The organism is Bacillus sp. PK3-067 (assembly GCF_056738645.1).
The window spans coordinates 3034394-3059903 of record NZ_CP096490.1 but is presented as its reverse complement, the minus strand read 5'-3'; the positions used below and the strand labels follow the sequence as shown (position 1 = coordinate 3059903).

Below are 25510 nucleotides of genomic sequence, written 5' to 3'. Positions count from 1 at the left end.
AAACATACCTATATTAAAACCCAAATATCTCAGCATTAAATTGAGAAATTTGGGTTTTTCTAAAGGAATTAATTTTTTAAAAAATTTTTAGAAATTTAAACATAAAGTATTGTATACATGTAAGTATGATTAAAAATGAAAAGTTGTAAATGCTAAATTTAATTAAATACGCCTTACTCTCTTTAACATTGGCCTGAATGAATAGTTTATAGGAGATTACACTGGCTAAAGATGCGATAATTGTTCCAAGCCCTCCAATATTTACTCCTAGTAATAAAGCTTTCCAATCAGAAGTAAAGTTTGATAGAAGAATTGAAGTAGGAAAATTGCTAATCAATTGACTCAAAAATATGGAACTAAAGAAGACTGAAGTATCTCCTCTTAAATTAGCGCGAGCAAATGTCTCCAGTGCATCCGAATGTGAAATGTTTCCGATGAAAATAAAAAAACAGACAAAGGTTATTAGAAGAAAGTAATCGATCTTAAATAGTAAGTTTCTATCTAATGTAAATGCTGCCACTAATGTAACTATTAGCGCAATGTAATAATTAATGACACCAAAAATAGATGCAATGATAGTGATAAGTATTAAAATCCAGACGGTAGCTTTTTTTCGATTTTTCACGGTAATAACAGGTAGTTCTATTTTCAAATCTGTTTTTTGAAGTTTTTGAGTACATATAAATAACAAACTAATTCCAAGTACAGCTAAAAGCAGGATTGAACCTAAAAATGGGATGAGCTTAATTCCATAGTAAGAGTATAGGTATAAATTTTGTGGGTTTCCCATAGGCATCAAGCTACTACCGATGTTTGCCGCAATTGTTTGCAGGATGATTGTATCCATCATGTTCATTTGTGTTTTTTTACTAATGACAAGTGTTATTGGTACAAAAGTGAGAAGAGCGACATCATTTGTTACAAACATGGAGCAAATAAAGCATAACAAAATTAGAATAATAGATATTGACCTGCTGTTATTGCATTTATTTAAAATGGCAACGGCAAGTTTGTCTAATATCTTTAGCTGTTCCAAGGCCTTAATGGCCACCATTAGATTAAATAAGCTAATTAACACTTCAAAGTTAATATATTCGATCTTTGGCGAATGTATTAAGCAGCTTACAATTGCTAGTATTAGTGAAATGGTAAGTACTAAATCTTTTTTTAAAAATCCGAATTTCATAAGGAGTCTTTTTTTATTTTGAACGAATACTATTTCTTTCACAATACACCACCTGTAATCTATGTTAGTAAATATACGTTTTTTGGGATAACTCGATATTGCTAGAAAAGAGGATGTCATAAGTTCCTAAATAAGAGTTTTGTAATGTTTCATCCCTTCAATAAAATCCTTTTTTGCTTAGTGTCTTTCATGTTGTAAATATGTGCAATATAGACGAATCCAGCTAGGGGGATTAATTGAGAAAACAAATGTTTTTTGTATGATACCATAAATAAATTAAATGCTTTATTTTTTTAATATTCTTATAATATTCTATTGATTCTTGATTTCAAATACTTTATAAGAAGTTCTAAAAGAGAAAAAGTATGCATGTTTTTTATGAAGAAAATAGAGGCTTGTCAAAGGTTAGGTAGAACAGAATCTGCGACGTTTGGATACTGTATAAAATTTACAAAATCTCAGTGTTTTTTAGATGGAAAAAACTTAAAATATTTTTTGTTTTTATAAAAATCTGTACTTTTTCGTAACATTCTGTACTTTTAATTATAAATTAAAGACAAGATTTTCTTAGTTGAATAGTGAAAGCGCTTTATAGAGTTTTTCGCGAAGTTTTTACCTAGCCTATTTTTGAGATTAGTAGTGAGAAAGGAGATATTTCCATGTTCTTGAGAAGATTAACAAAAAACCACTTAATCACTATTGATTATTATGATTTAAATCACCGGTAAACGAAACAAACATAGTAGTACAACAATGTTAGTGGATAAAAATATTAGTTTTGCAGAAAGGGGTAGAGCATCCGTTTGTATAATTGTTAAGTACTTCAAAATTTCAGTTTTACGGTTACATGTTGTGATGTTTGCTTAAACAGGCCAATCCGATTCATATAGAAAATTTTTATCCTTGTTGTATTTGAATATGAAAGAGGTATTTATACCAGGAAATATAGGTGATTTTATATAGATTATGATAGATAAATTTTGGTATGGAGTGATGATATGGAAAGGTTTTTTGTAGATTTAGTCGGATCAACAAATGATTTTTTATGGTCTAAATTGTTAATTATTATGCTTGTTATTTGCGGAATTTATTTTACATTTAAATTGAATTTTGTACAGTTTCGAATGTTAAAAGAGATGGTCCGTGTATTAATGGAGGGAAAAAGTGGTGCTAAAGATCAAGTTTCTCCTTTTCAAGCGTTTTGTATTGGTATGGCAGCCCGCGTTGGAACAGGGAATATTACAGGAATTGCGATTGCAATTGCATTAGGTGGTCCTGGAGCTGTATTTTGGATGTGGATTATTTCTATTATTAGCTCGGCCTCCAGTTTTGTCGAAAGCACATTAGCACAGATATATAAAGTAAAAGATAAAACTGGTTTCCGCGGTGGTCCATCCTATTATATGGAAAAAGGGTTGAATAAACGTTGGATGGGAGTATTATTCTCTATTTTAATCACAATTACTTTTGGACTTGTATTCAATTCAGTACAATCAAATACAGTTACAATTGCTTTTCAAAACTCATTTGGTACAGATCGTCTAACAGTTGGGATAATCATGGCCATTGCTTTCGCTGCGATTATTTTTGGTGGTGTACAACGTATTGCAAAAATGGCTGAATACAAGGTGGTATTTTTAGCGGTATTATACATTGGAGTTGCATTATTTGTTGTAGTTACCAACATATCAAAAATGCCGGAAGTTCTTTCTCTTATTGTTCAAAACGCATTTGGTTTTAAACAAATAGCAGGCGGTTCAATTGGTGCAGCACTTATGAATGGAGTTAAACGTGGTTTATTTTCAAATGAAGCTGGTATGGGAAGTGCACCAAACGTTGCCGCAACAGCAACAACAAGTCATCCGGTGAAACAAGGACTGATTCAAGCATTTGGTGTATTAACGGATACACTGATCATTTGTACTAGCACTGCCTTTATTATTTTGCTGTCTGATGCATATAAACAACCGGGATTAAATGGTATTGCACTTACACAAGCAGCATTAAGTGAACACATAGGTCCTTGGGCATCGGGTTGTCTTGCTATCTTTGTTTTTTTATTTGGATTTGGTGCGTTAATTGGCAACTATTATTATGGTGAAACAAATATTCGCTTCTTACATACAAGTAAAGTGTGGTTAATGATATACAGAATAAGTGTGTTGGCTATGATTGTATTTGGTTCTGTTGCAAAGATTCAAATTGTATGGGATTTAGCGGACTTATTTATGGGCTTTATGGTTATTATTAATTTAATTGCTATTACCTTACTTTCAAAAGTAGCATTTGCGGCGTTACAAGATTATATAAACCAGAAAAAAGCTGGTAAAGATCCTATTTTTTATAAAGAAAACATTAAAGGGCTTGAAAATATTGAATGTTGGGATAGTTATGAGAAAACTTCAAAAAAGAAAAGTGTGTAATAAGAAGGATATTCAGACTGCAATATGTCTGAATATTTTTCTTGGTTCTAGTGCAAATATTATTGATTATAGTAAAGAAAAAATCATTCTATATAAAGTTAATAGTACGGGGGAATATGATTAAATGATAAAGGATTCTAGCGTTCAAGTTGAGGGTCAAGAAAAAGTTTGCTTAGATCAATGGGTAGCTCATTATCGAGCGTATGCAGCTAAGGGACGAAGCGCCAGTTATATTCCCGCTCTGGGGGAAATAAATGTATCGCAGTTAGGTATTTGTATAGTAAAGCCAGATGGAACAATGATAAAATCAGGAGATTGGGAGATACCTTTCACATTACAAAGTATATCAAAAGTAATCGGTTTTATAGCCGCTTGTTTAAGTCGCGGTATTTCTTATGTATTAGAACGAGTTGACGTAGAGCCAACTGGAGATGCCTTTAATTCAATTATTCGTTTAGAGATACATAAACCAGGAAAACCTTTTAATCCTATGATCAATGCTGGAGCGATTACGATAGCTTCACTTTTGCCAGGGACATCGGTGCAAGAAAAATTAGAATCTCTATACGTATTAATTGAAAAAATGATAGAGAAGCGTCCCGCTATTAATGAAATAGTATTTCAATCAGAATGGGAAACGGCTCATCGTAATAGAGCATTAGCATACTATTTAAAGGAGAATGGTTTTCTAGAATCAGATGTGGAGGAGACACTAGAGGTTTACCTAAAACAATGTTCGATTGAAATAAATACAGAAGATATTGCCTTAATAGGGCTTATACTAGCACATGATGGATATCATCCTATTCGCAAAGAACAAGTGCTCCCTAAAGAAGTAGCTAGGTTAACAAAAGCTTTAATGCTAACTTGTGGAATGTACAATGCTTCTGGAAAATTTGCTGCTTTCATTGGATTACCAGCTAAGAGTGGGGTATCCGGCGGAATTATGACACTTGTTCCCTCAAAATCTAGGAAGGATTTATCGTTCCAAGATGGATGTGGTATTGGTATTTACGGACCAGCCATTGATGAATATGGGAATAGTTTACCAGGAATTATGTTGTTAGAACATATTGCAAAAGAATGGGATTTAAGTATATTTTAAAAAGGAGCACAGATATTTTGGTGTTAGAGCGAGTCCAAAAGTGTTCAGACCTTATATTGTGTCTGAACATTTTTGAGTTATAAAGTATCTTTCTAAAGTAGAAGGGTGTAATGAATACTCACAATCTATAATGCTTTCGTTTATATCTTATTTATCAGCTTTTGAAAAAAATAGAGTAAGTATTGTATTAATGCAAATAGGTTTGTATACTGACTGTTAGGCGAAAGTGAGAAGTGATTATTTTGAATCTTAGTAATTTAGTAAAAAAAGACATCTATATTCTCGTTTTAATGATACTTACAGTACCCTTAGTAGGTGAAATAAAGTCATTTCCTTTAAATGAAACATTTAGAATGAGCTTTGGCGCACCAACATTTTTCTTTTTTTTGTTATTGTTTCGACGAATTCCAGCATTTTTACCGGGTTTTTTAACAGCGATAGTCGTGGTAGTATTTCGTATCTCAATGGATGTCATTATAAAGGGAAATATGGATTGGCTAGCCGCTTTTCATACTCACTATCCTAGTTTTTTCTTTTATTTTACTTATTCGTATCTCTTTCATTTAGCAAAAATTAAACGTTTTTATCATCAACCACTAATGATTGGTTTTATTGGTTGCATGATTGAAATACTGTCAGACTGTGTGGAATTAATGATTCAATATTTCGTATTAAAAACATCGATCACATCCGAGGCAATAAATGAGATCATTGTTATCGCATGTTCCCATAGTTTTATAGTTCTAAGCTTTTTCAATATGATGAAATTGTATGAAGCACAATCAAGGGAGAGACATATAAAGAAGCAAAATGAACACATGCTCATGCTCATCTCTAATTTATATGAAGATGCTGTTCATTTAAAGAAAACATTACAAGATGCTGAGAATATAACAAAAAAATCCTATGATTTATATAAAACCTTAGACTCTTTTGAGCACAAACAGATGGATTTTCAGTTTGAGGATTTAAGGCAACAGGCATTACAAATTGCTGGTGAGGTCCATGATGTTAAAAAGGATAACCAACGTATTTTTGCGGGACTTTCAAAATTAATTTCTGATGAAAGTTTTACAGATTATATGTCTGTGCATGAACTAGTAAATATCATTATACGGGCAAATACGAAATATGCACGGTTGCTAGAGAAAGACATCCAATTTGTGTATAAAATTGATGGTGTGCATCCTCATTATCATATTTACACAATCTTATCTATTATAAATAATATCGTTACAAACGCTGTAGAAGCTATCCAAGGTATGGGAACCATCACAATTGACATTAATAAAGACCACCATTTTGTTGAATTTCAAATAGGCGATAATGGTCCTGGTATTTCTTCAAAATATAAAGATTCAATTTTTGAGCCTGGGTTTACTTCTAAATATGATGATTTAGGCAACCCATCGACAGGTATCGGATTATCGTATGTTAAAGAAATGGTCGCACAACTTGAAGGTGATGTTACGTTTGAGGACAGAACCGAAGGAAAAGGATCAATTTTTATAATTAGATTAGGGATTGATCATATAATTTCGAAAGGGTGATTCTATGTATTTTTATATAGTAGATGATGAAAAAGCGGTTCGCTCAATGTTGGCTCAAATTATCGAGGATGAAGATCTTGGGGAGGTTATAGGAGAAGCTGAGGATGGTTTATCTTTAGAGCAACAAATGGTAATCCTTAAAAATATAGACATTTTATTTATCGATTTGTTAATGCCGAATCAAGATGGAATAAAAACAATTCGTCAAATAAAGCCTTCGTTTAAAGGGAAAATCATCATGGTCTCTCAAGTAGAATCAAAAGAATTAATTGCTGAAGCTTATTCGCTTGGTGTTGAATACTATATTATTAAGCCAATTAACCGGATTGAAGTATTAACAGTTGTTCGGAAAGTCATTGAACGAATTCGTTTGGAAAAATCAATAAAAAACATTCAAGAATCGCTTAATATGGTACTAAAATTGGATAGTAATTCAATTGTGCAAGAAAAATACCGTAATGAAAAACATTTAAATACTTTCAATCATTTTCAAAATTCCATTCATTTTCTTTTGTCTGAATTAGGAATAGCCAGTGAAAGTGGAAGTAAAGATTTAATGGATATGCTAGATTATTTATATAAATATGAACAAGATAACACGTTGGAACAAGGCTTTCCCTCACTAAAAGAGATTTTTATGAATTTAGCTCAAAAAAAACTTGGGGATTCAGCTGAAGATGCCGAATTAAAAAGGTTCATAGAAGCTTCCAAACAACGGATTCGGAGAGCAATTTATCAATCATTAAACCATTTAGCATCCCTTGGACTTACTGATTTTTTAAACCCGAAGTTCGAAAATTATGCTTCTAGATTTTTTGATTTTACTACCGTAAGGAGAAAGATGACAGAATTGAATAATGAACCAACATTACCTGCTCGTATTGATACGAAAAAATTTATTCAAGTTCTTTATTTTGAAGCAAAACGAATACACTTGGAGTTAAGATGATAAACTCTTGCTAAGTATTATTTTCAATTGATAGATTGATAATTGTTTTTATGTTATTGGTTTTATATAGTTTTTCTAAGAGAGGATTTTCCTTTATTTCATATTGGCTTTAAAATCAGAAAATTCCGTATCGATTCGGTAGAAGTGTATGAACTTAAAACAAAAGAATATGTATTTTTTACACATTAATATTCATTAAAAAAAACGAGTATTTTCACAATAAAATATAAATACATAGTAAGTTGAATTGAAAAAAAGATGCTATCTTCTGGCATCTTTTTTTCTTTAAGAGGAAATATCATTGATCCTTATATTATTTGAAATTCAAATGCGGGCATATAAATAAGGGAAAAGGAGATAATATTTAACAAATTATAATTGGAAATGGTATTTTAGGTCAGAAATGTTTTTATACTAATTAGGTTATTGGTACTAAATAAGCATAATGTCTCGCTTTTCTGCTCTTTAATCTTATCGTTATTTTTTATTAAGTACATATCGTTTTTTAGAAATCTCAATCCTAGCAGAGTATATAAATTGGGTGATAAAAATGTGGAACATAATTACTTCTTATCTTCCAGATTGGAAAGTCTTTGTACAAGCTTTTATCTTGTTTTTAATTCCGTATACTATCTCAAGATTTTTTCATTGGGTTCGTATGTCAGAGAAAGAGTGGGAAGAATGAGTTGGTGGAAGTCAAGAGACAAACAAGTGAAAAAAAATAATATTCAAAGTAAAACGAAACAAGAGCATAAACCATCTCAAAATACAAACGTTCATTTCACAAATGATTTTGCCTCTAACTTAGAACTTATAAAGCAACAAATCGGACATAATTCTGATGTTCGATTTCGGAAGTTTAATATTGGACGCACAGATATTCAGGCTGGGATCGTTTTTGTTGATGGTCTATCAGATAAAGAGATAATTGACAAACATATTATGAAATTACTAATGGATGATTTTTCTGATGAATATAAAAATGAATCTTCTTATGTGGAGGGGACTGTTTCAAAAGAATATATTAAAAATAAAGTTCTTACAATTAGTGAAGTAGCAGAAGTCCATTACATAAAAGATTTAATACCCAAAGTATTGATAGGTTCAACAGCTCTTTTAATTGATGGTTTAGCAGATGTGTTTATTCTTGGTACAACAAAAGCAAATAAACGAAACATTGAAGAACCAGTATCGGAGGCATTAGTCAGAGGGCCACGGGTCGGTTTTACTGAAGTATTAAGTGATAATACCTCACTTTTGCGACGACACTGTGCGGATGAGAGCTTATCATTAGTAAAGCTACCAGTAGGAGAACGTGCAAAGAAAGAGTTAGTCGTCGCATTTATTAAAGATCTTGCTAGTACAGAATTGGTGGATGAAATAAAAAACAGAATTCAGAAAATTGACATAGACAGTGTACTCGAATCTGGTTATATAGAGCAACTTATTGAAGATAATTATCTCAGTCCTTTTCCGCAGATTCAAAATACAGAACGACCTGATCGTGTTATTAGTGCTTTGATGGAAGGTCGAGTAGCTATTTTGTTAGATGGAACACCATTTGTTTTAATTGCTCCAGTTACATTTAGTATGCTGCTGCAATCACCAGAAGATTATTATGAAAGGTGGCTTCCTGGTACGCTTCTCCGCTTATTACGCTTCATGACAGCTTTTGTTTCATTATTTGCTCCAGCACTGTATATTTCTTTTATTTCATTTCATCCAGGATTAATTCCCACTAAGCTCGCTATTTCTATTATCGGATCGCGAGAAGGAGTTCCTTTTCCCGCTTTAATAGAAGCGTTAATTATGGAAGTAGCTATCGAAGTTTTACGAGAAGCAGGTTTACGTCTGCCTAAACCGATTGGACCGGCAATGGGAATTGTGGGCGGTTTAATAATTGGTCAGGCTGCCGTAGAAGCAGGAATTGTTAGTCCAATAATGGTTATCGTTGTTGCGGTAACAGCTATTTCTTCTTTTACTATTCCGCAATATAGTGTGGGAATTACGTTACGCATTCTTCGTTTTGTAGCTATGTTTTGTGCTGCGATATTTGGATTGTATGGAGTTATTCTCTTCTTTCTTTTACTTTGCAGTCATTTAGTGAAACTGAAAAGTTTTGGCGTTCCTTATACCAGCCCTGCTGTTCCATATCGATTCAGTGATTGGAAAGATTTTATGGTTCGCATGCCATTAAAAATAATGAGACGTCGACCGAAAATAATGCATACCAAAAAAACTATCCGCAAAAGGTAGCTGATGACGAAAGGAAGTGGCCTTCAGTGATTACTATACCTAAAGACCGAATAACAACTTCACAAGCAGTTGTTATTATTGTAAATTACATACTTGGGACAGGAATTCTTACTTTGCCCAGAGCATCTGTGGAAAAAGTGAAAACACCAGATGTATGGTTAAGTGTGATATTAGGTGGGATACTGGCAATGGTTTCAGGAGTAATTATGGTCAAATTAAGTCAGCAGTTTCCAGAAAAAACATTTTACCAATACAGTCAAGATATTGTAGGGAAATGGATAGGGAGATTGCTTAGTTTTCTTATTATAGGGTATTTTCTTACAACTTCAGCATTTCAAATTCGTTCAATGGCAGAAGTAATAAGCTTTTTTTTACTAGAAGGAACCCCCACATGGGCTATTGTTATGCCTTTTATGTGGATAGGTCTCTATTTGATTATGGGTGGTATTAATTCAATTGCACGGATGTTTGAAATAATATTTCCTATTACTGTTTTTATTTTTTTAATCATTTCCTTTATGAGTATCGGAATATTCGAGATAGATAATCTCCGTCCCGTATTAGGTTTGGGAATTAAACCAGTGTTAGATGGGATAAAAACAACGTCTCTCGCATATACAGGTCCTGAAATTATGTTAATTCTTTTGGTATTTATGGAACAACGAAAGAAAGCAGTAAAAGCTATTTTAGTTGGAATTTCTATTCCGTTAATCTTTTATGTAATAACTGTTGTAATGGTCATTGGTGCATTATCAATTGATGGGGTTGTAACAAGAACATGGCCGACAATTGACCTTATGCGCAGTTTTGAAATTTCTGGTTTGATATTTGAACGTTTTGAATCTTTACTGCTTGTAATATGGATTATGCAAATATTTGCTACCTATACGATTAGTTATTATGCAGCTGCATTAGGATTAGCGCAACTCTTTAAAAAGAGTATTCATCCATTTATTTTTGCTTTGATTCCAATCATTTACATCATTGCTATGACTTCGAAAAATATAAATGACTTACTTAAATTGGGGGATATGCTCGGTAATGCTGCTTTATTTTTATTTGGTTTACTGCCACTGCTTCTTCTTATTATTACGCGATTAAAAGGAGGAGTAGTGTGAAACATAAATTTAATTATATGCGGTTCTATTTGGCTTTGTTATGGACGCTTTTTCTTCTATTTTTAACAGGGTGTTGGAGCAGTAAAGAAGTAGAAGAATTGAGTTTAACTGCAGGTATAGCACTAGATAAAGGGAAGGATTCAACAATTGAGAAAGAGGATGAGGAAGGAGGTTATCCTAAAAGAAACCTTATAACAGCTACTTATCAAATTGTTAGTTCGCAAGCACAAAGTAAAGGAAATGGACAACAAAAACGTTATATAAATGTTTCTGAGACCGGTGATTCCATTCATCAAATTGTTCGTGAGTTTTCATTGAAAAGAGAGAGCACAATGTTCAGCCCACATTTAAAAAATATTGTTATTAGCGATAGTCTTGTACGTACATACAGTTTAGAACAATTACTTGAACAGTATCTCCGTGACAATGAAGTTCGGCTTAGCTGTATGCTCTTAATTAGCAAGGGTCTAGCGAAGGAGGTACTGGAATCAAACAAAAAAGGAGAAATCCCAGCATTTCGTTTGTCTGGAATTGCAGATAATAGAAATAGAACAACAAGGATTTTACCTCCTGTATCGCTCGCTAAATTGGAAGGAAAGATGCGGTCAGGGGCCAGTTTTCTTTTGCAAAATGTAATCTCGATAAATGGGGAAACAAAATTTGCAGGAGCTGCTGTAATTAAAGGGAAGACAAAAAAGTTGATGGGCTTTTTAAATGAGCAGGAATTGGAAGGAGTAGTATGGATAAACGGAAAAAGGAATGGTGGTGTGGTAAAAACTTTTGATAAAGAATCAAAGAAACTCATTATATACGAAATAAAGTCAATAAAAAGCAAAATCATACCACATGTTAACGGAAATAATATTTCCTTTGATGTAAACATTGAATCAGAAGGGCGTTTGTCTGAAAATTGGATGCAATCAGGAAAAGATTTTGAAAATGAATTTTTAAAAAGGGAAGAAAAAGCTATTGAAAAAGAAGTAAAGCACTTAGTACATCATGTTACAAAAAAAATACAAAAAGAATACCAAGTCGATATTGCGGGTTTTGGCAACCAATTAAGAATTAAACACCCGAGAACATGGGAGAAAGTCAAAAAAAATTGGGATCAAACATTTAGTAAGGTACCGATTAAATATCATATAAATGTAACTATACAAGATTATGGAGCGTCAAGTTTAAAACGGTGAGATACCTTAATTAATATTATATTTGCATCAAAACAAAAAGTTATAAAAGTTTTAATTTGAAAATTTTTGTAACTTTTTGTTTTTTTATGTCCTTCTTATTATAGATTAAAGAAATGATTTTATCCGGCTATTTGCCGGGCAGTAAGACCCCCACCTCAAAATTCAGCGAAAGCAAAGAAGTTATTAGAGGTATATGTAAGCTCTATATAGGAAGGAGAATTTTGAAATTCTATTGATAAACCAAGTAATTGTAATAGCCCTTATTTAGAATAATAATTTCAAAATCAATAAAATTTAGAGTAGAAGGAGCAAGAGCAAATTATTATGAATAAACAAATAGGATTCATCGGATGTGGAAACATGGGTATCGCTATGATAGGTGGGATGATAAAAAAATATATAGTTTCTCCAGATCAAATAATTTGTTCAGATTTAAACGTCATTAATTTAAAAAATGCTAGTAATGAATATGGCATAACTATAACTACTAACAACAATGAAGTCGCTAACAGTGCTGACATTTTAATTTTATCAATCAAACCAGATTTATACTCATCGGTAATTAACCAAATAAAAGATCAAATAAAAAATGATGTAATCGTTGTAACTATTGCTGCAGGAAAAAGTATTAAGAGCACTGAGAATGAATTTGGTAGAAAGTTAAAGGTTGTTAGAGTAATGCCTAATACACCGGCACTTGTTGGAGAAGGAATGTCTGCGTTATGTTTTAATGAAATGGTTACAGAAAAAGATATAAAAGAGGTACTGAACATATTTAATATTTTCGGCCAGACGGAGGTCATAAATGAAAAACTAATGGATGTTGTTACATCTATTAGTGGTTCTTCTCCAGCATATGTGTATATGTTTATAGAAGCCATGGCAGATGCTGCTGTACTTGGCGGTATGCCGAGAAAACAAGCTTATAAATTTGCGGCTCAGGCTGTATTAGGTTCTGCAAAAATGGTATTGGAAACAGGAATACATCCAGGTGAATTGAAGGATATGGTTTGTTCTCCAGGTGGAACGACGATAGAAGCTGTAGTAACGCTAGAAGAAAAAGGTTTAAGAACAGCTATCATTTCAGCTATGAAACGTTGTACGCAAAAATCTATGGAAATGTCTAGTTTAACTAGTAAGTGAGAAGCGAATTTATATAATATTTCAAATCTATTTAATGTAAAAGAAATATTATGAGGCTAGTTAATAACTAAGTAAATTTATATACAACACTAACGAGAAGAACAAACCTTATTTTAAAGGGGATACAGAAAATATGAGTAATTTACTAAAAAAGAAATCCGTTACACAATTGTTAGAGCATAATCAAAGCAAGACTTTAACGAAAACATTAGGAGCATTTGATTTAATTATGTTAGGGGTAGGCTCGATAGTTGGAACGGGTGTTCTTGTGTTAACTGGATTAGTAGCAGCAAGAAATGCTGGTCCAGCAGTTGTTTTTTCATTTATACTTGCAGCAATTATATGTGGATTTATAGCATTATGTTACGCGGAAATTGCTTCTACACTCCCGGCGTCTGGTAGTGTATATACGTACTCATATGCAACAATTGGTGAGTTTGTTGCTCATCTAGTAGGTTGGTCATTGCTGTTAATATATATCGTGGCAACAGCAGCTGTCGCTGCTGGATGGACAGGCTATTTCCACAATTTAATAAAGGGATTTGGATTAGAGATACCTAAAGCTCTAGTAACGATTCCTTCGCATGGTGGTATTGTGAATCTACCAGCAGTAATTATTACATTGATATTGGCATGGATGTTATCTCGTGGTACGAGAGAAAGTAAACGAATCAATAATATAATGGTATTGATTAAAATTGGAATGATTTTGTTGTTTATTACGGTTGGTATATTCTATGTAAAACCAATGAACTGGATACCAATTGCACCATACGGTTTAAGTGGAGTTTTTACGGGTGGAGCAGCTATTTTATTCGCTTTTACGGGTTTTGATATATTAGCAACTTCAGCAGAAGAAGTAAAAGATCCGAAACGTAATCTTCCCATCGGTATTATTGCATCATTAATCATATGTACAATTATTTATGTTATGGTATGCCTTGTTATGACAGGAATGGTTTCCTATAAAGAATTAAATGTTCCTGAGGCAATGGCTTATGTAATGGAAGTTGTAGGACAAGGAAAAGTCGCTGGTGCAATTGCTGCAGGTGCTGTAATTGGCCTTATGGCTGTTATTTTTTCCAATATGTATGCGGCAACACGAGTATTCTTTGCAATGAGTCGTGATGGATTGTTACCGAAATCATTTGCGAAAGTTAATAAGAAAACTGGAGCACCCACTTTTATAACTGGATTAGCAGGAATAGGGAGCTCTATAATAGCTGGGTTTATTGATTTGAAAGAATTAGTTAATTTAGTTAATATCGGTAGTTTGGTGACATTTGCGTTAGTTTGTCTATCAGTTATTATCCTTCGTAAATCACACCCAAATTTAAAACGTGGATTTATGGTACCTTTTGTACCTGTATTACCATGCGTTGCAATTGTATGCTGTGTGTTTTTAATGCTAAATTTACCGTTAAGGACATGGGTGTACTTTAGTATTTGGATTACTATTGGGGTAGTAGTATATTTCCTTTATTCGATAAAATACAGTAATTTAAATGAGGAAACGATCTCGAAATTACATGATAAAATTGCGAGATAATAACGATCAAAAATTTTATTAATAATCATATTGATAGTTGAGTAACATAGAAACAGTTTTTTGACATTTAGCAAGAGATAAAATAAGAGATGCTAGGGCAGCTAAGTACTTTTTTAGAAACCTTGCTTGTTTTTTACGATTTAACACTGCTAAGGAGAGAGAAGTATGAGTGAATTGCATTTTATGAGTATAGAAGAATTGGATAATAAATTGAAAAAATCTGACAGTGGTATTTATTTCATTAAAGACTATAATGACAATATTATTTATGTAGGCAAGGCTTTTAGTATAAAAAGTAGAGTATTAGCTCATTTTAATAGTTATTCCAATATTGAGGAATATGTACATTTATTTAATAAAGTAGCGTATCTCATTGAAGATAGTTTGTTAAAACGCTCTTTGTTACAAGTTACTTATATGATTAAATATAGACCAGTATTAAACAAAGAAGTACAAAAAGAATTCCCAGAGTTGTATACTCAATACATTAAGCAGACAAATAAAAAATCTATGTTGTTAGAAATTGATAAAGCTAAAGAAAAGGGGGATGAGTTAAAGAATAAATTAGTAAAATTAGTGGGTGGAAAAACTATGTTTTATGACATAATTTCTCTGTTAAACAATGGATATAACTATCATATCCTCGCAAAAGTATTGAGCATAGAACTTCAAACTTTAATTATAATGAAAGAATACCGAAAAAAATTCCCGATACCACATAATTATAAGAGGACAATAAAACATCAAGATATAATGTATGCTTTATCTGGAAAAAAGAATTTAAGTACTTCAAGGTTAAACACTTAACTTTAAAGTAGTAAATTCGTTGCTTTTGTAGCTTTTATTGTTATATTGAAATGCAATGTACATTTGTGTTTCAAATTTAATTGGTGGAATAAGGGGAGGGAAAGGGTTCCTATAAAAATACTGGAATAAATTAGGTTGATCATGCATAAATAGCATAATTAGGCACATGTTATTTATAAATATTCAAAGATACGAAAGTGATACAAATGAAATTCTTATTTCTGCTACTACAAGTACTATTGAGCAAATGAAGTATGAAATTGCTTTTGAACTAGGAGTCACACTGGGACCTGATACATCACATCATCTGCAAATGGTTCGGATCGGTGGAGAGATTACAAAACGCTTAGTTCGAATGGCTGAAAAACAGTTAACAGGTCAATACAGACTACACTAAGAAAATAATCCGTATATATACGGATTATTTTTCCTTTAATTTACAAAAAAATAAATTTCGGAATTGAAAAAACCTCTCAGATTCCTTTGTAATGATGTTTTTTAGTTATGTTAATGACGTAGGTATCGAAAGGTGATAAATTCGATACGAGCGATGTATGAACCCTTTAAAGAGTTTTGGTGTTATTTGCAATTTTAATTCCATAATACTTAAGCCGATATAATAAAATGTTTTATGTCTAAATCGATATAAAGGAATAGTTTTTAAGTGATATTTCTTTTTTTATAGAATAAGCAAAACCTGATATTGTAGTAAGAATTGTTTTGATGTCAATTTACTGTGCACCTTGGTTATTGAAGTTTTTGGTTGATTAACAACTATTGTATTTGGAAATTAATAATAAGTTTATCTCGCTATTTGCCCGTAAAAGCCCGATTGGTGTGGGCTAATAATCAGTGGGGATGAACAAAACCCCCACTGATTAAAGTTTCACTTTATGTGATGCGGTAATAAAACTATCTAGTTTGCTATTTTTAGTATTTGTAAAGTCTATATATATTTTCCTCTTTTGTGGAAAGTAAGCTAATGTTGCGACCAGTAATATAGTGTCATTTTTTTGAAAATTCCATTCGTTTTTTTATTTTTAGTTGATGAAAAGACCTTTCTCTCAATTAAATGTTTAGTTGAGTACTTGAATTTCCTCCACCTTATACTTTTCAAAGCATAGTGCTTCAAAAATAGCCATATCGCTTTCATCTGTTTCCAATTTCACAACTTCTTTATTATCTTTTTTTAAAATTTGGAGCAAAATAGTTTTTCAGTTTCATATTTAAATTAGCAGTATTTATTTTTTTGAATTCAATTTGTATAAGTGATTGAATTGGAACTTTGACTGTTGTTTCTTGCGGTGGTACAGTATCTCCTGTTATTTTCGCTGTATTTTAAATCTTTTTCCAGCTTGGTCCTCGCATTGACTACCACTGTATTTTGTAGTATTTCACTGTTTTCTCAAGTTCAATAATTATATCTTGTAGAATTAAGAAAAGAACTTAGCTTATTTCCTTTACTTATCTTATCTACTCTGATATTTAGATGCTAACTACAATTAAATAATATATGATTTTTATAAAAAAGATATAGTAATATTTTGTTGTGAATTGTACTAATTTGATATTTTATAGTATTATTTGTCGTGAATTATATCTAACAGAATATATTTTATAGATCTATAAAGGAGAATGTAATGAATACTTCTATCGATATACAACACTTGTGTGATCTTGCACATAAAGCATTTAATGCCCCTGTACATATTTTATCTGCAGACAGAAAAATTTTATATCATTCTACATCTGATAATGTTTGTAGTCCTTTTTATTCTTCAAAAGAAGAACATCTTACTGATATTTATCAAGAAAACGATCCCTTTAACTTGCCACTTTTCCGAAGTAACAACTATCTTGAAAATTTTGTTCTAATTCATATAGAAAATCATGATGATATTAAAGGGACTATTATAATCGGTCCTACTATACATCCAAAAGATTCAGATGATATGATCATAAAATTTCAGAAAGAATTTAAAGCAAATGATAACATTCAAGAAAGACTTGCCTATTATCAGTGTTTATCTGAGATTAAAAAAACTACATTAATTGATATGGGAATTTTATTACATTACATGATTTTCAATGAAAAGTTAGATGTAGATATTGTCTTGGAAAAAAATAAAGTACTAGAGGAAGTTCCTAATAAAATTGTGAAACCGGATTTATATATTTTAAAACGCCGACAAAACAAACCTAAAACGCACAATATGGCATTAGTAAATGATTTCTTTTCGACTATTAAAGAAGGAAATAAAAAAAAGTTAATACAGTATATGTATGCGGTTTCGCAAGAAGATGTTGAACTTATGCTAATAGAGGATCCGCTCAGGAATCAAAAAAACCTTGGAATTATTGCGATTACCTTAGCCACTCGATATGCAATAGAAGGAAACCTGCCACCAGATATTGCTTTTGCCCATAGTATTTTATATATACAAACCCTAGAACAATTAGATAATGTAGAATCTGTAAAGCGATTGTCAGGGGACGCTTTACGTACCTTTGCAGATCGTGTGAAAGAATACAATGCAAAAAAGTATTCTTACGCGGTTACTACATGTATAAAACATATTAATAAAAATGTTTACGATGGAATATCTCTGAATGAACTTGCTAATCATTTAGAAATTACGCCTACTTATCTGTCTAAACTATTTAAAAAAGAAATGGGAATTACTTTAAGCGAATATATTCAAAGGGAAAGAGTGGAAGAAGCAAAAAAATTATTAACACTCACTACTTATTCGTTATCAGATATCTGTGCGTGGCTTAACTTTAATGACCAAAGTTATTTTATAAGAGTTTTCAAAAAAATCACTAGTATGACTCCTAGGCAGTACCGTGAAAAATATACAGTAATATAAGCTTGTTATCTGCTGTCTTCAATGTAAAGACTTAAACATGGGTATAAGTATCCCAAAAAATGAAAATACACTAACCATTATTTTGCTAAAGAAAACAAAAAGACAGAAGGCTGCAAAGTGTTCCAAGTAAGCTTTGCAGCTTTTTTGTAATTTAAAACCTATGTTTATAACGATGATAAGTTTATAGACTAATATCTTCATATTGTATATTTGTTAATAATGATATTAAAATGTTTTGTAAAAAAATCAACAATATAACATATATTACTAAATATATCTACATTTTATGCAATTATACATAACTAAATAAAGGTAAAAAAGTATAAAAAGACCTATTATATTATTCTATAAGTATTTTTTCTAAAATAAAATTTCTTGGTTGAGCTAAAATAGTTATTTTTAACCGTATACACATTAATTTGTAATCATTACAATTACAGAAATGAAATTTATGAATAACTATATTTATATAATTTTTTTCGGGGCATATTTTTATTTAACAGTAAATTATCGAGCTTAATCGACAAAATTTTTCTATTTACGCATTAAAAATTTAATGTTTTAATGAACAACATAACTGGTATGACCAGACAGAAAGGAGAAGGTTACGCTAATAGGAATTATAGTGAAGTTGTAAGTAACATTATGTTGTTAATAATTTTCTAAATAGTAAATTTATCCACAAGAGGTCAAGAATCAAATTTGTAATAAACGTGTTCTAAGTTTCTGCATAACAAAAGTGAAGTTATTCCGCAATAAAAGTATAAGCGATGTACAGCATAATTCCATCTTTTGTAGTCTAGTAAGGAGTTTGCTGATAAAACTAAGAGTAATATTATTAAATTTAAATTAAACAATGTTATGACAAGATTAACTGTAAGCATTGGTTTATTGATCCTCACGATTCTGTAAGTTAAACCGCAACTTTAGGAAAGAATTAATAATTTACTACTCATAGGGTGCCTGATTCAAATATAGTTAATAAATTTTTGTTATTTATATTTAAAAAAATAGAGTATCGAAATGAGAGATAAATAAAATCTTTACATCCTATTAGAAATAAAAAACAACGATATTAACGTATCTGAAAGATTTTTCCTTCTTATCCAGTTTACAACGAGAGCGGTCGTACAAGTTATATGAATTAAGTTATAAAAACAATGGTAAAGGAGTGTACGGAATGAAAACTAAAATAATGACAGGATTTTTAATAACATCCATAGTAACTGGAGCAACTATTCCTATCAATACTCTCGCAACACCAATCGTTCAAGCGGAAACTCAACAGGAAGGCATGGATATTTCTTCATCATTACGAAAATTAGGTGCGCAATCTAAATTAATCCAAACGTATATTGATCAATCTTTAATGAGTCCTAATGTACAGCTAGAGGAAGTCCCAGCTTTAAATACCAATCAATTCCTAATCAAACAAGATATGAAGGAATGGTCATCGGAACTCTATCCACAGTTAATTCTATTAAATTCAAAAAGTAAAGGATTTGTAACAAAATTTAATAGCTATTACCCGACATTAAAATCGTTTGTAGACAATAAAGAAGATAGAGAAGGGTTTTCGGATAGACTTGAAGTACTTCAAGAAATGGCTATGACGAATCAAGAAAATACGCAACGGCAAATCAATGAATTAACAGATCTTAAATTACAGCTTGATAAAAAATTAAAAGATTTTGATACCAATGTGGCAACTGCTCAAGGCATACTAAGTACAGACGGAACAGGAAAAATAGACCAGTTAAAAAATGAAATATTAAATACCAAAAAAGCAATTCAAAATGATTTACAGCAAATTGCATTAATACCAGGGGCTTTAAATGAACAGGGATTTGCTATATTCAAAGAAGTTTATAGTCTTTCAAAAGAAATTATTGAACCGGCTGCTCAAGCAGGGGTGGCAGCGTATAACAAAGGAAAAGAAATTAACAACTCTATTTTAGAAGCGGAGAAAAAAGCGGCGCAAGAAGCGACAGAACAAGGTAAAACTGCTCTAGAGATTGAATCAGCAAAAAAAGCAGCTCGTGAAGCAATTGAGAAAAGCAAACAAGGTGAAATAGCAGCCGCAGCCGCAGCAAAAACACAAGAGTATGACCTGATGAAGGTCATTGATACCGAAAAGATTAAGAAAACATTTGGCGTTTTTGCTGAAGTAAATAAATTAACAGCAGAACAGCGAGCATATTTAGATGATTTAGAGAAACAAAATCAAAAAATATATGATTTAACAACGAAATTATCAATAGCTGATTTACAAAAATCAATGCTTCTTCTTACACAAAATGATTTGCATACGTTTGCAAATCAAGTAGATGTAGAACTTGATCTACTAAAGCGCTATAAAGAAGATTTAAATCTAATAAAAAATAGCATTACAAAATTATCTACTAATGTTGATACAACTAGCGAGCAGTCTCAAAAAGATACATTAAGACAATTAAAAAATGTAATAAGTTACCTTGAAGAACAAGTATATAAATTTTAATATTTCGTTTTTTTCGGAATTCATAAAGATTATAAGCATTTAGCGAAAGAAGGAGAATAGTCATGAAAAAATTTCCATTCAAAGTACTAACTTTAGCTACATTAGCAACTGTTATAACTGCTACTACCGGTAACACTATTCATGCATTTGCACAAGAAACGACCGCTCAAGAACAAAAAATAGGCAATTATGCATTAGGCCCCGAAGGACTGAAGAAAGCATTAGCTGAAACAGGGTCTCATATTCTAGTAATGGATTTATACGCAAAAACAATGATTAAGCAACCAAATGTAAATTTATCTAATATCGATTTAGGCTCAGAGGGGGGAGAGTTGCTCAAAAATATTCACCTTAATCAAGAGCTGTCACGAATCAATGCGAATTACTGGTTAGATACAGCGAAGCCACAGATTCAAAAAACTGCTCGTAATATTGTAAATTACGATGAACAATTTCAAAATTATTACGACACATTAGTAGAAACTGTACAAAAGAAAGATAAGGCAGGTCTAAAAGAGGGTATAAATGATTTAATTACTACAATCAATACAAATTCAAAAGAAGTTACAGATGTGATTAAGATGCTACAAGACTTCAAAGGGAAACTATATCAAAATTCTACAGATTTTAAAAATAATGTTGGTGGTCCAGATGGGAAAGGTGGATTAACTGCAATATTAGCAGGTCAACAGGCAACGATTCCACAACTTCAAGCTGAAATTGAGCAACTTCGTTCTACTCAGAAAAAACATTTTGATGATGTATTAGCATGGTCAATTGGTGGTGGATTGGGAGCAGCTATTTTAGTTATTGCAGCTATTGGAGGAGCGGTAGTTATTGTTGTAACTGGCGGTACAGCAACACCGGCTGTTGTTGGTGGACTCTCGGCTCTTGGTGCAGCTGGTATCGGTCTAGGAACTGCGGCTGGTGTCACAGCATCTAAGCATATGGACTCCTATAATGAAATTTCTAATAAAATCGGAGAATTAAGTATGAAAGCAGATCGTGCTAATCAAGCAGTTCTTTCGCTTACTAACGCGAAAGAAACATTGGCATATTTATATCAGACTGTAGATCAAGCGATATTGTCTCTAACAAATATTCAAAAGCAATGGAATACAATGGGCGCAAATTATACAGATTTACTGGATAATATCGATTCTATGCAAGACCACAAATTCTCTTTAATACCAGATGATTTAAAAGCCGCTAAAGAAAGTTGGAATGATATTCATAAAGATGCAGAATTCATTTCAAAAGATATTGCTTTTAAACAGGAGTAGAACTGAAATTTAACACCTAAATTGGAGGAAAATGAAATGATAAAAAAAATCCCTTACAAATTACTCGCTGTATCGACGCTATTAACTATTACAACTGCTAATGTAGTTTCACCAGTAACAACTTTTGCAAGTGAAATTGAACAAACGAACAATGGAGATACGGCTCTTTCTGCAAATGAAGTGAGAATGAAAGAGACCTTGCAAAAGGCTGGATTATTTGCAAAATCTATGAATGCCTATTCTTATATGTTAATTAAGAATCCTGATGTGAATTTTGAGGGAATTACCATTAATGGATATGTAGATTTACCTGGTAGAATCGTACAAGATCAAAAGAATGCAAGGGCACATGCTGTTACTTGGGATACGAAAGTAAAAAAACAGCTTTTAGATACATTGAATGGTATTGTTGAATACGATACAACATTTGACAATTATTATGAAACAATGGTAGAAGCGATTAATACAGGGGATGGAGAAACTTTAAAAGAAGGGATTACAGATTTGCGAGGTGAAATTCAACAAAATCAAAAGTATGCACAACAACTAATAGAAGAATTAACTAAATTAAGAGACTCTATTGGACATGATGTTAGAGCTTTTGGAAGTAATAAAGAGCTCTTGCAGTCAATTTTAAAAAATCAAGGTGCAGATGTTGATGCCGATCAAAAGCGTCTAGAAGAAGTATTAGGATCAGTAAACTATTATAAACAATTAGAATCTGATGGGTTTAATGTAATGAAGGGTGCTATTTTGGGTCTACCAATAATTGGCGGTATTATAGTCGGAGTAGCAAGGGATAATTTAGGTAAGTTAGAGCCTTTATTAGCAGAATTACGTCAGACCGTGGATTATAAAGTAACCTTAAATCGTGTAGTTGGAGTTGCTTACAGTAATATTAATGAAATGCACAAGGCGCTTGATGATGCTATTAACGCTCTTACTTATATGTCCACGCAGTGGCATGATTTAGATTCTCAATATTCGGGCGTTCTAGGGCATATTGAGAATGCAGCTCAAAAAGCCGATCAAAATAAATTTAAATTCTTAAAGCCTAATTTAAATGCAGCGAAAGACAGTTGGAAAACATTACGAACAGATGCTGTTACATTAAAAGAAGGAATAAAGGAATTAAAAGTGGAAACTGTTACTCCACAAAAATAGGGAAATATTAATTCTGTTGTAAAGTGAACTAAAACATGGAAAGTCTATGATTACACTGTTAAACAGAAAAGTAATAATTAATAAATCCTTATATAACAGAAAGGCGGAGTCTCATTAAAGACTTCGCCTTTCAATTATATATAAGTATGATTCGAATAAAAAATAACCTTGTAGTTTAATTGCTTTTTTTAAATTTGCAACAGAATCGGTTAATTTGAAGTAGATTATATACATTTTCTTTAATACTTAATGATTTGAAGGATGCTAAAGAAAGTTCAAACGATACTGATAAAAGATGTAGAACTCATTTTGAAAGACATCGCTTTTTAATAAGATTAGAACTTGAAACCATACCTTATATAGGAGGAATACGAAATGATGAAAAAAATCCCTAATAAACTACTCGCTATATCAGCGTTTTTAACTATAACAACTACTTATGCAGTCATACCACTAGAAACTTTTGCAATTGAAATTGAACAAACGAACACTGAAAATATGTCTCTTTCAGCAAATGAAGAACAGATGAAAAAAGCTTTGCAAGATGCTGGTTTATTTGCAAAAGCTATGAATGAATATTCTTATTTGCTAATTAATAATCCAGATGTGAGTTTTGAAGGAATAACTATTAATGGAAATGCGGATTTACCTAGTAAAATTGTACAAGATCAAAAGAATGCAAGAGCACATGCTGTTACATGGAATACACAAGTAAAAAAACAGCTTTTAGATACATTGACAGGCATTATAGAATACGATACAAAATTTGAAAATTATTATGAAACATTAGTAGAGGCGATCAATACTGGAAATGGAGATACTTTAAAAAAAGGGATTACAGATTTACAGGGAGGAATTCAACAAAATCAAAAGTCTGCAAAAGCATTAATAGAAGAATTAATGCAATTAAAAAATGCTATTGGAGAAGATGTTAGAACATTTGGAAGTCATAAAGAGACATTGCAATCGATTTTAAAAAACCAAGGTGCCGATGTGGAGGCTGACCAAAAGCGTCTAGAGGACCTTTTAGGACAAGTAAAATATCAGAAAGACATAGAATCTAAGGGGTTAGACATGGTGAAAATCCCCTTTATTCCAACCTTGATTGCTGGTGGCATAATGATAGGTGATGCAAGAGGTAAGTTAGGTTGGCTAGAACCTGAATTAGCAAAATTGCGTCAGACTGTAGATTATAAAATAACATTGAATCGTGTAGTTGGAGTTGCATTTCATAATATTAGTGATATGCATAGTATGCTTGATAGTGCTATCACTGCTCTTACTTATATGTCTACGCAATGGGAGGATTTAGATTCTCAATATTCGGGTGTACTGGGACATATTGATAAAGCTGATCAAAAAGCTGATCAAAATAAATATAAATTCTTAACCCCTAGCTTGAATGCAGCGAAAAACAGTTGGAAAACATTAAAAACAGATGTTGTCACTTTGCAAGAAGGGATAAAAATTGCAGAGAAAAAAGAACAGGATTTTTTGAATCAGCTTCGTCCATCAAACGTTTTCTACTTTTATAAAAAAATTCATAACGCATACACTTTTGAAATAAAGACTGGAACAAATGCGCCAAATGCGTCTTATAAAGTTATGAATTTAACGAAAAACACTGTTCATAATATGTGGAGTGGAGGGGCTAATACTAACATGTGGGCTGATTGGCTTTCATTCAATCCAAATGATGAATTTGCGGTAGTAGCAGTAGTGGATGGTAAAGAATATGTTGTGTATAAAGACAAAGTACAAAATATAATGAACTGAATCTGAAAGTAACGAAGTAATTGGAGCTGGAGAATAAACTAGACACCAAGTTAATCGAAAAATCTCCTTATATCCTAGAATATTTTGCTCAAGAAAAAGAATTTGTTCAGCGAAAAAGTAAATATTGAACCAAGGAGTTAGTTGTATTATGTGTATGGTTTTACCGAAAGGTTTCAAGTACATTACCCATACAATTATGTAGTTATCCTGAAGCATCTACAGGTGTTCTTATCGACCTTGAAGAACTACTTAGCTTCCTAAGTCGAGTGATTTTATGCAAAATTAAGTGAACGTTTTTGTACATAGATTAGTTGACATTCATATAGATTTTTTCCTTTTTCAAAGATAGTTTTGTTTTTTATGTTATTTTTCAAAAATTACTGCTGAAATTTCTATATTCATGACTCAGTATATAATCATTGTTTGATGAAATGACATACCACGTCCCTTAGAGTTTCATACGTATTACGATAACTTAAAGAAAAAAGATAATAGTAGTCAACGGTTACTATTATCTTTTTTGAACTATTTTTCATTAAAATATCCCATCTGCTGTGTTCCTTATTTACTTTTCCAGATTTTATCCTAGTTTAAAATTTATGCATTTGAACTGTTTATACAATTTGTAGGATTTTTAGCTT

Annotated in this window: 18 protein-coding genes and 1 pseudogene; 17 read left to right on the top strand and 2 right to left on the bottom strand. The window is 31.8% G+C overall.

Annotated features, from left to right (window positions below; all coding sequences use genetic code 11):
- Window positions 1-76: 76 nt before the first annotated feature.
- Entirely contained in the window at window positions 77-1228 is a 1152-nt protein-coding gene (locus tag M1D73_RS15740; RefSeq protein WP_033695827.1) for an anion transporter, read from the bottom strand.
- A 956-nt stretch (window positions 1229-2184) separates the two neighbouring features.
- On the opposite strand from M1D73_RS15740, the gene M1D73_RS15735 reads away from it, so the two are divergent.
- The 11 genes from M1D73_RS15735 (at window position 2185) to M1D73_RS15685 (ending at window position 15673) form a co-directional block, all read left to right on the top strand.
- The gene (locus tag M1D73_RS15735) at window positions 2185-3609 is read left to right on the top strand and encodes an alanine/glycine:cation symporter family protein (RefSeq protein ID WP_000439275.1); all 1425 of its coding nucleotides are present in this window, start codon (window positions 2185-2187) and stop codon (window positions 3607-3609) included.
- 124 nt (window positions 3610-3733) lie between these two features.
- Window positions 3734-4714, top strand: coding sequence for a glutaminase GlsA (glsA, locus tag M1D73_RS15730; protein WP_000588648.1), 981 nt, complete (start codon window positions 3734-3736; stop codon window positions 4712-4714).
- A gap of 233 nt (window positions 4715-4947) precedes the next feature.
- Window positions 4948-6264: a sensor histidine kinase gene (locus tag M1D73_RS15725; protein WP_000584789.1), complete on the top strand. Its 1317-nt coding sequence runs from the start codon at window positions 4948-4950 to the stop codon at window positions 6262-6264.
- Window positions 6265-6268: 4 nt separating this feature from the next.
- Complete coding sequence (locus tag M1D73_RS15720; protein ID WP_000274087.1) at window positions 6269-7213, top strand: response regulator; 945 nt, start codon at window positions 6269-6271, stop codon at window positions 7211-7213.
- Between the two features lie 681 nt (window positions 7214-7894).
- Complete coding sequence (locus M1D73_RS15715) at window positions 7895-9469, top strand: spore germination protein (RefSeq protein ID WP_000119234.1); 1575 nt, start codon at window positions 7895-7897, stop codon at window positions 9467-9469.
- Between the two features lie 26 nt (window positions 9470-9495).
- Window positions 9496-10587 (top strand): spore germination protein, encoded by a 1092-nt coding sequence (locus M1D73_RS15710; protein WP_000628606.1) that lies wholly within the window; start codon window positions 9496-9498, stop codon window positions 10585-10587.
- A complete protein-coding gene (locus M1D73_RS15705; RefSeq protein ID WP_121868759.1) occupies window positions 10584-11777 on the top strand; it encodes a Ger(x)C family spore germination protein in 1194 nt (397 codons plus the stop codon). Before M1D73_RS15710 ends, M1D73_RS15705 begins: the two co-directional genes overlap by 4 nt.
- Window positions 11778-12101: 324 nt before the next feature.
- A complete protein-coding gene (gene proC / locus M1D73_RS15700) occupies window positions 12102-12920 on the top strand; it encodes a pyrroline-5-carboxylate reductase (RefSeq protein WP_001041302.1) in 819 nt (272 codons plus the stop codon).
- A gap of 133 nt (window positions 12921-13053) precedes the next feature.
- Window positions 13054-14469: an amino acid permease gene (locus M1D73_RS15695; RefSeq protein WP_000067451.1), complete on the top strand. Its 1416-nt coding sequence runs from the start codon at window positions 13054-13056 to the stop codon at window positions 14467-14469.
- Between the two features lie 165 nt (window positions 14470-14634).
- The gene (locus M1D73_RS15690) at window positions 14635-15276 is read left to right on the top strand and encodes a GIY-YIG nuclease family protein (protein WP_001292165.1); all 642 of its coding nucleotides are present in this window, start codon (window positions 14635-14637) and stop codon (window positions 15274-15276) included.
- 166 nt (window positions 15277-15442) lie between these two features.
- Entirely contained in the window at window positions 15443-15673 is a 231-nt protein-coding gene (locus M1D73_RS15685; RefSeq protein ID WP_000897399.1) for an alpha/beta-type small acid-soluble spore protein, read from the top strand.
- Window positions 15674-16352: 679 nt separating this feature from the next.
- On the opposite strand, the gene M1D73_RS15680 is transcribed toward M1D73_RS15685, so the two are convergent.
- Complete coding sequence (locus tag M1D73_RS15680; protein ID WP_002026045.1) at window positions 16353-16481, bottom strand: hypothetical protein; 129 nt, start codon at window positions 16479-16481, stop codon at window positions 16353-16355.
- Window positions 16482-16916: 435 nt separating this feature from the next.
- Between M1D73_RS15680 and M1D73_RS15675 the strand changes: the two genes are divergently transcribed.
- From M1D73_RS15675 to M1D73_RS15650, 6 genes and pseudogenes are all read left to right on the top strand, one after another.
- Window positions 16917-18146 (top strand): helix-turn-helix domain-containing protein, encoded by a 1230-nt coding sequence (locus tag M1D73_RS15675; protein ID WP_001097912.1) that lies wholly within the window; start codon window positions 16917-16919, stop codon window positions 18144-18146.
- 1180 nt (window positions 18147-19326) lie between these two features.
- A complete protein-coding gene (gene hblC / locus M1D73_RS15670; RefSeq protein WP_000850223.1) occupies window positions 19327-20646 on the top strand; it encodes a hemolytic enterotoxin HBL lytic component L2 in 1320 nt (439 codons plus the stop codon).
- 62 nt (window positions 20647-20708) lie between these two features.
- Window positions 20709-21929: a hemolytic enterotoxin HBL lytic component L1 gene (gene hblD / locus M1D73_RS15665; protein WP_121868758.1), complete on the top strand. Its 1221-nt coding sequence runs from the start codon at window positions 20709-20711 to the stop codon at window positions 21927-21929.
- Between the two features lie 36 nt (window positions 21930-21965).
- A complete protein-coding gene (gene hblA, locus M1D73_RS15660) occupies window positions 21966-23093 on the top strand; it encodes a hemolysin BL binding component B (RefSeq protein WP_000591977.1) in 1128 nt (375 codons plus the stop codon).
- A gap of 375 nt (window positions 23094-23468) precedes the next feature.
- Window positions 23469-24869 carry a hemolysin BL regulatory component HblB gene (hblB, locus tag M1D73_RS15655; RefSeq protein WP_000976152.1) on the top strand — a complete coding sequence of 467 codons (1401 nt, stop codon included), beginning with the start codon at window positions 23469-23471 and terminating at the stop codon, window positions 24867-24869.
- 20 nt (window positions 24870-24889) lie between these two features.
- Window positions 24890-25117: pseudogene (locus tag M1D73_RS15650) on the top strand (hypothetical protein); the annotation flags it as partial.
- Between the last annotated feature and the right edge of the window lie 393 nt (window positions 25118-25510).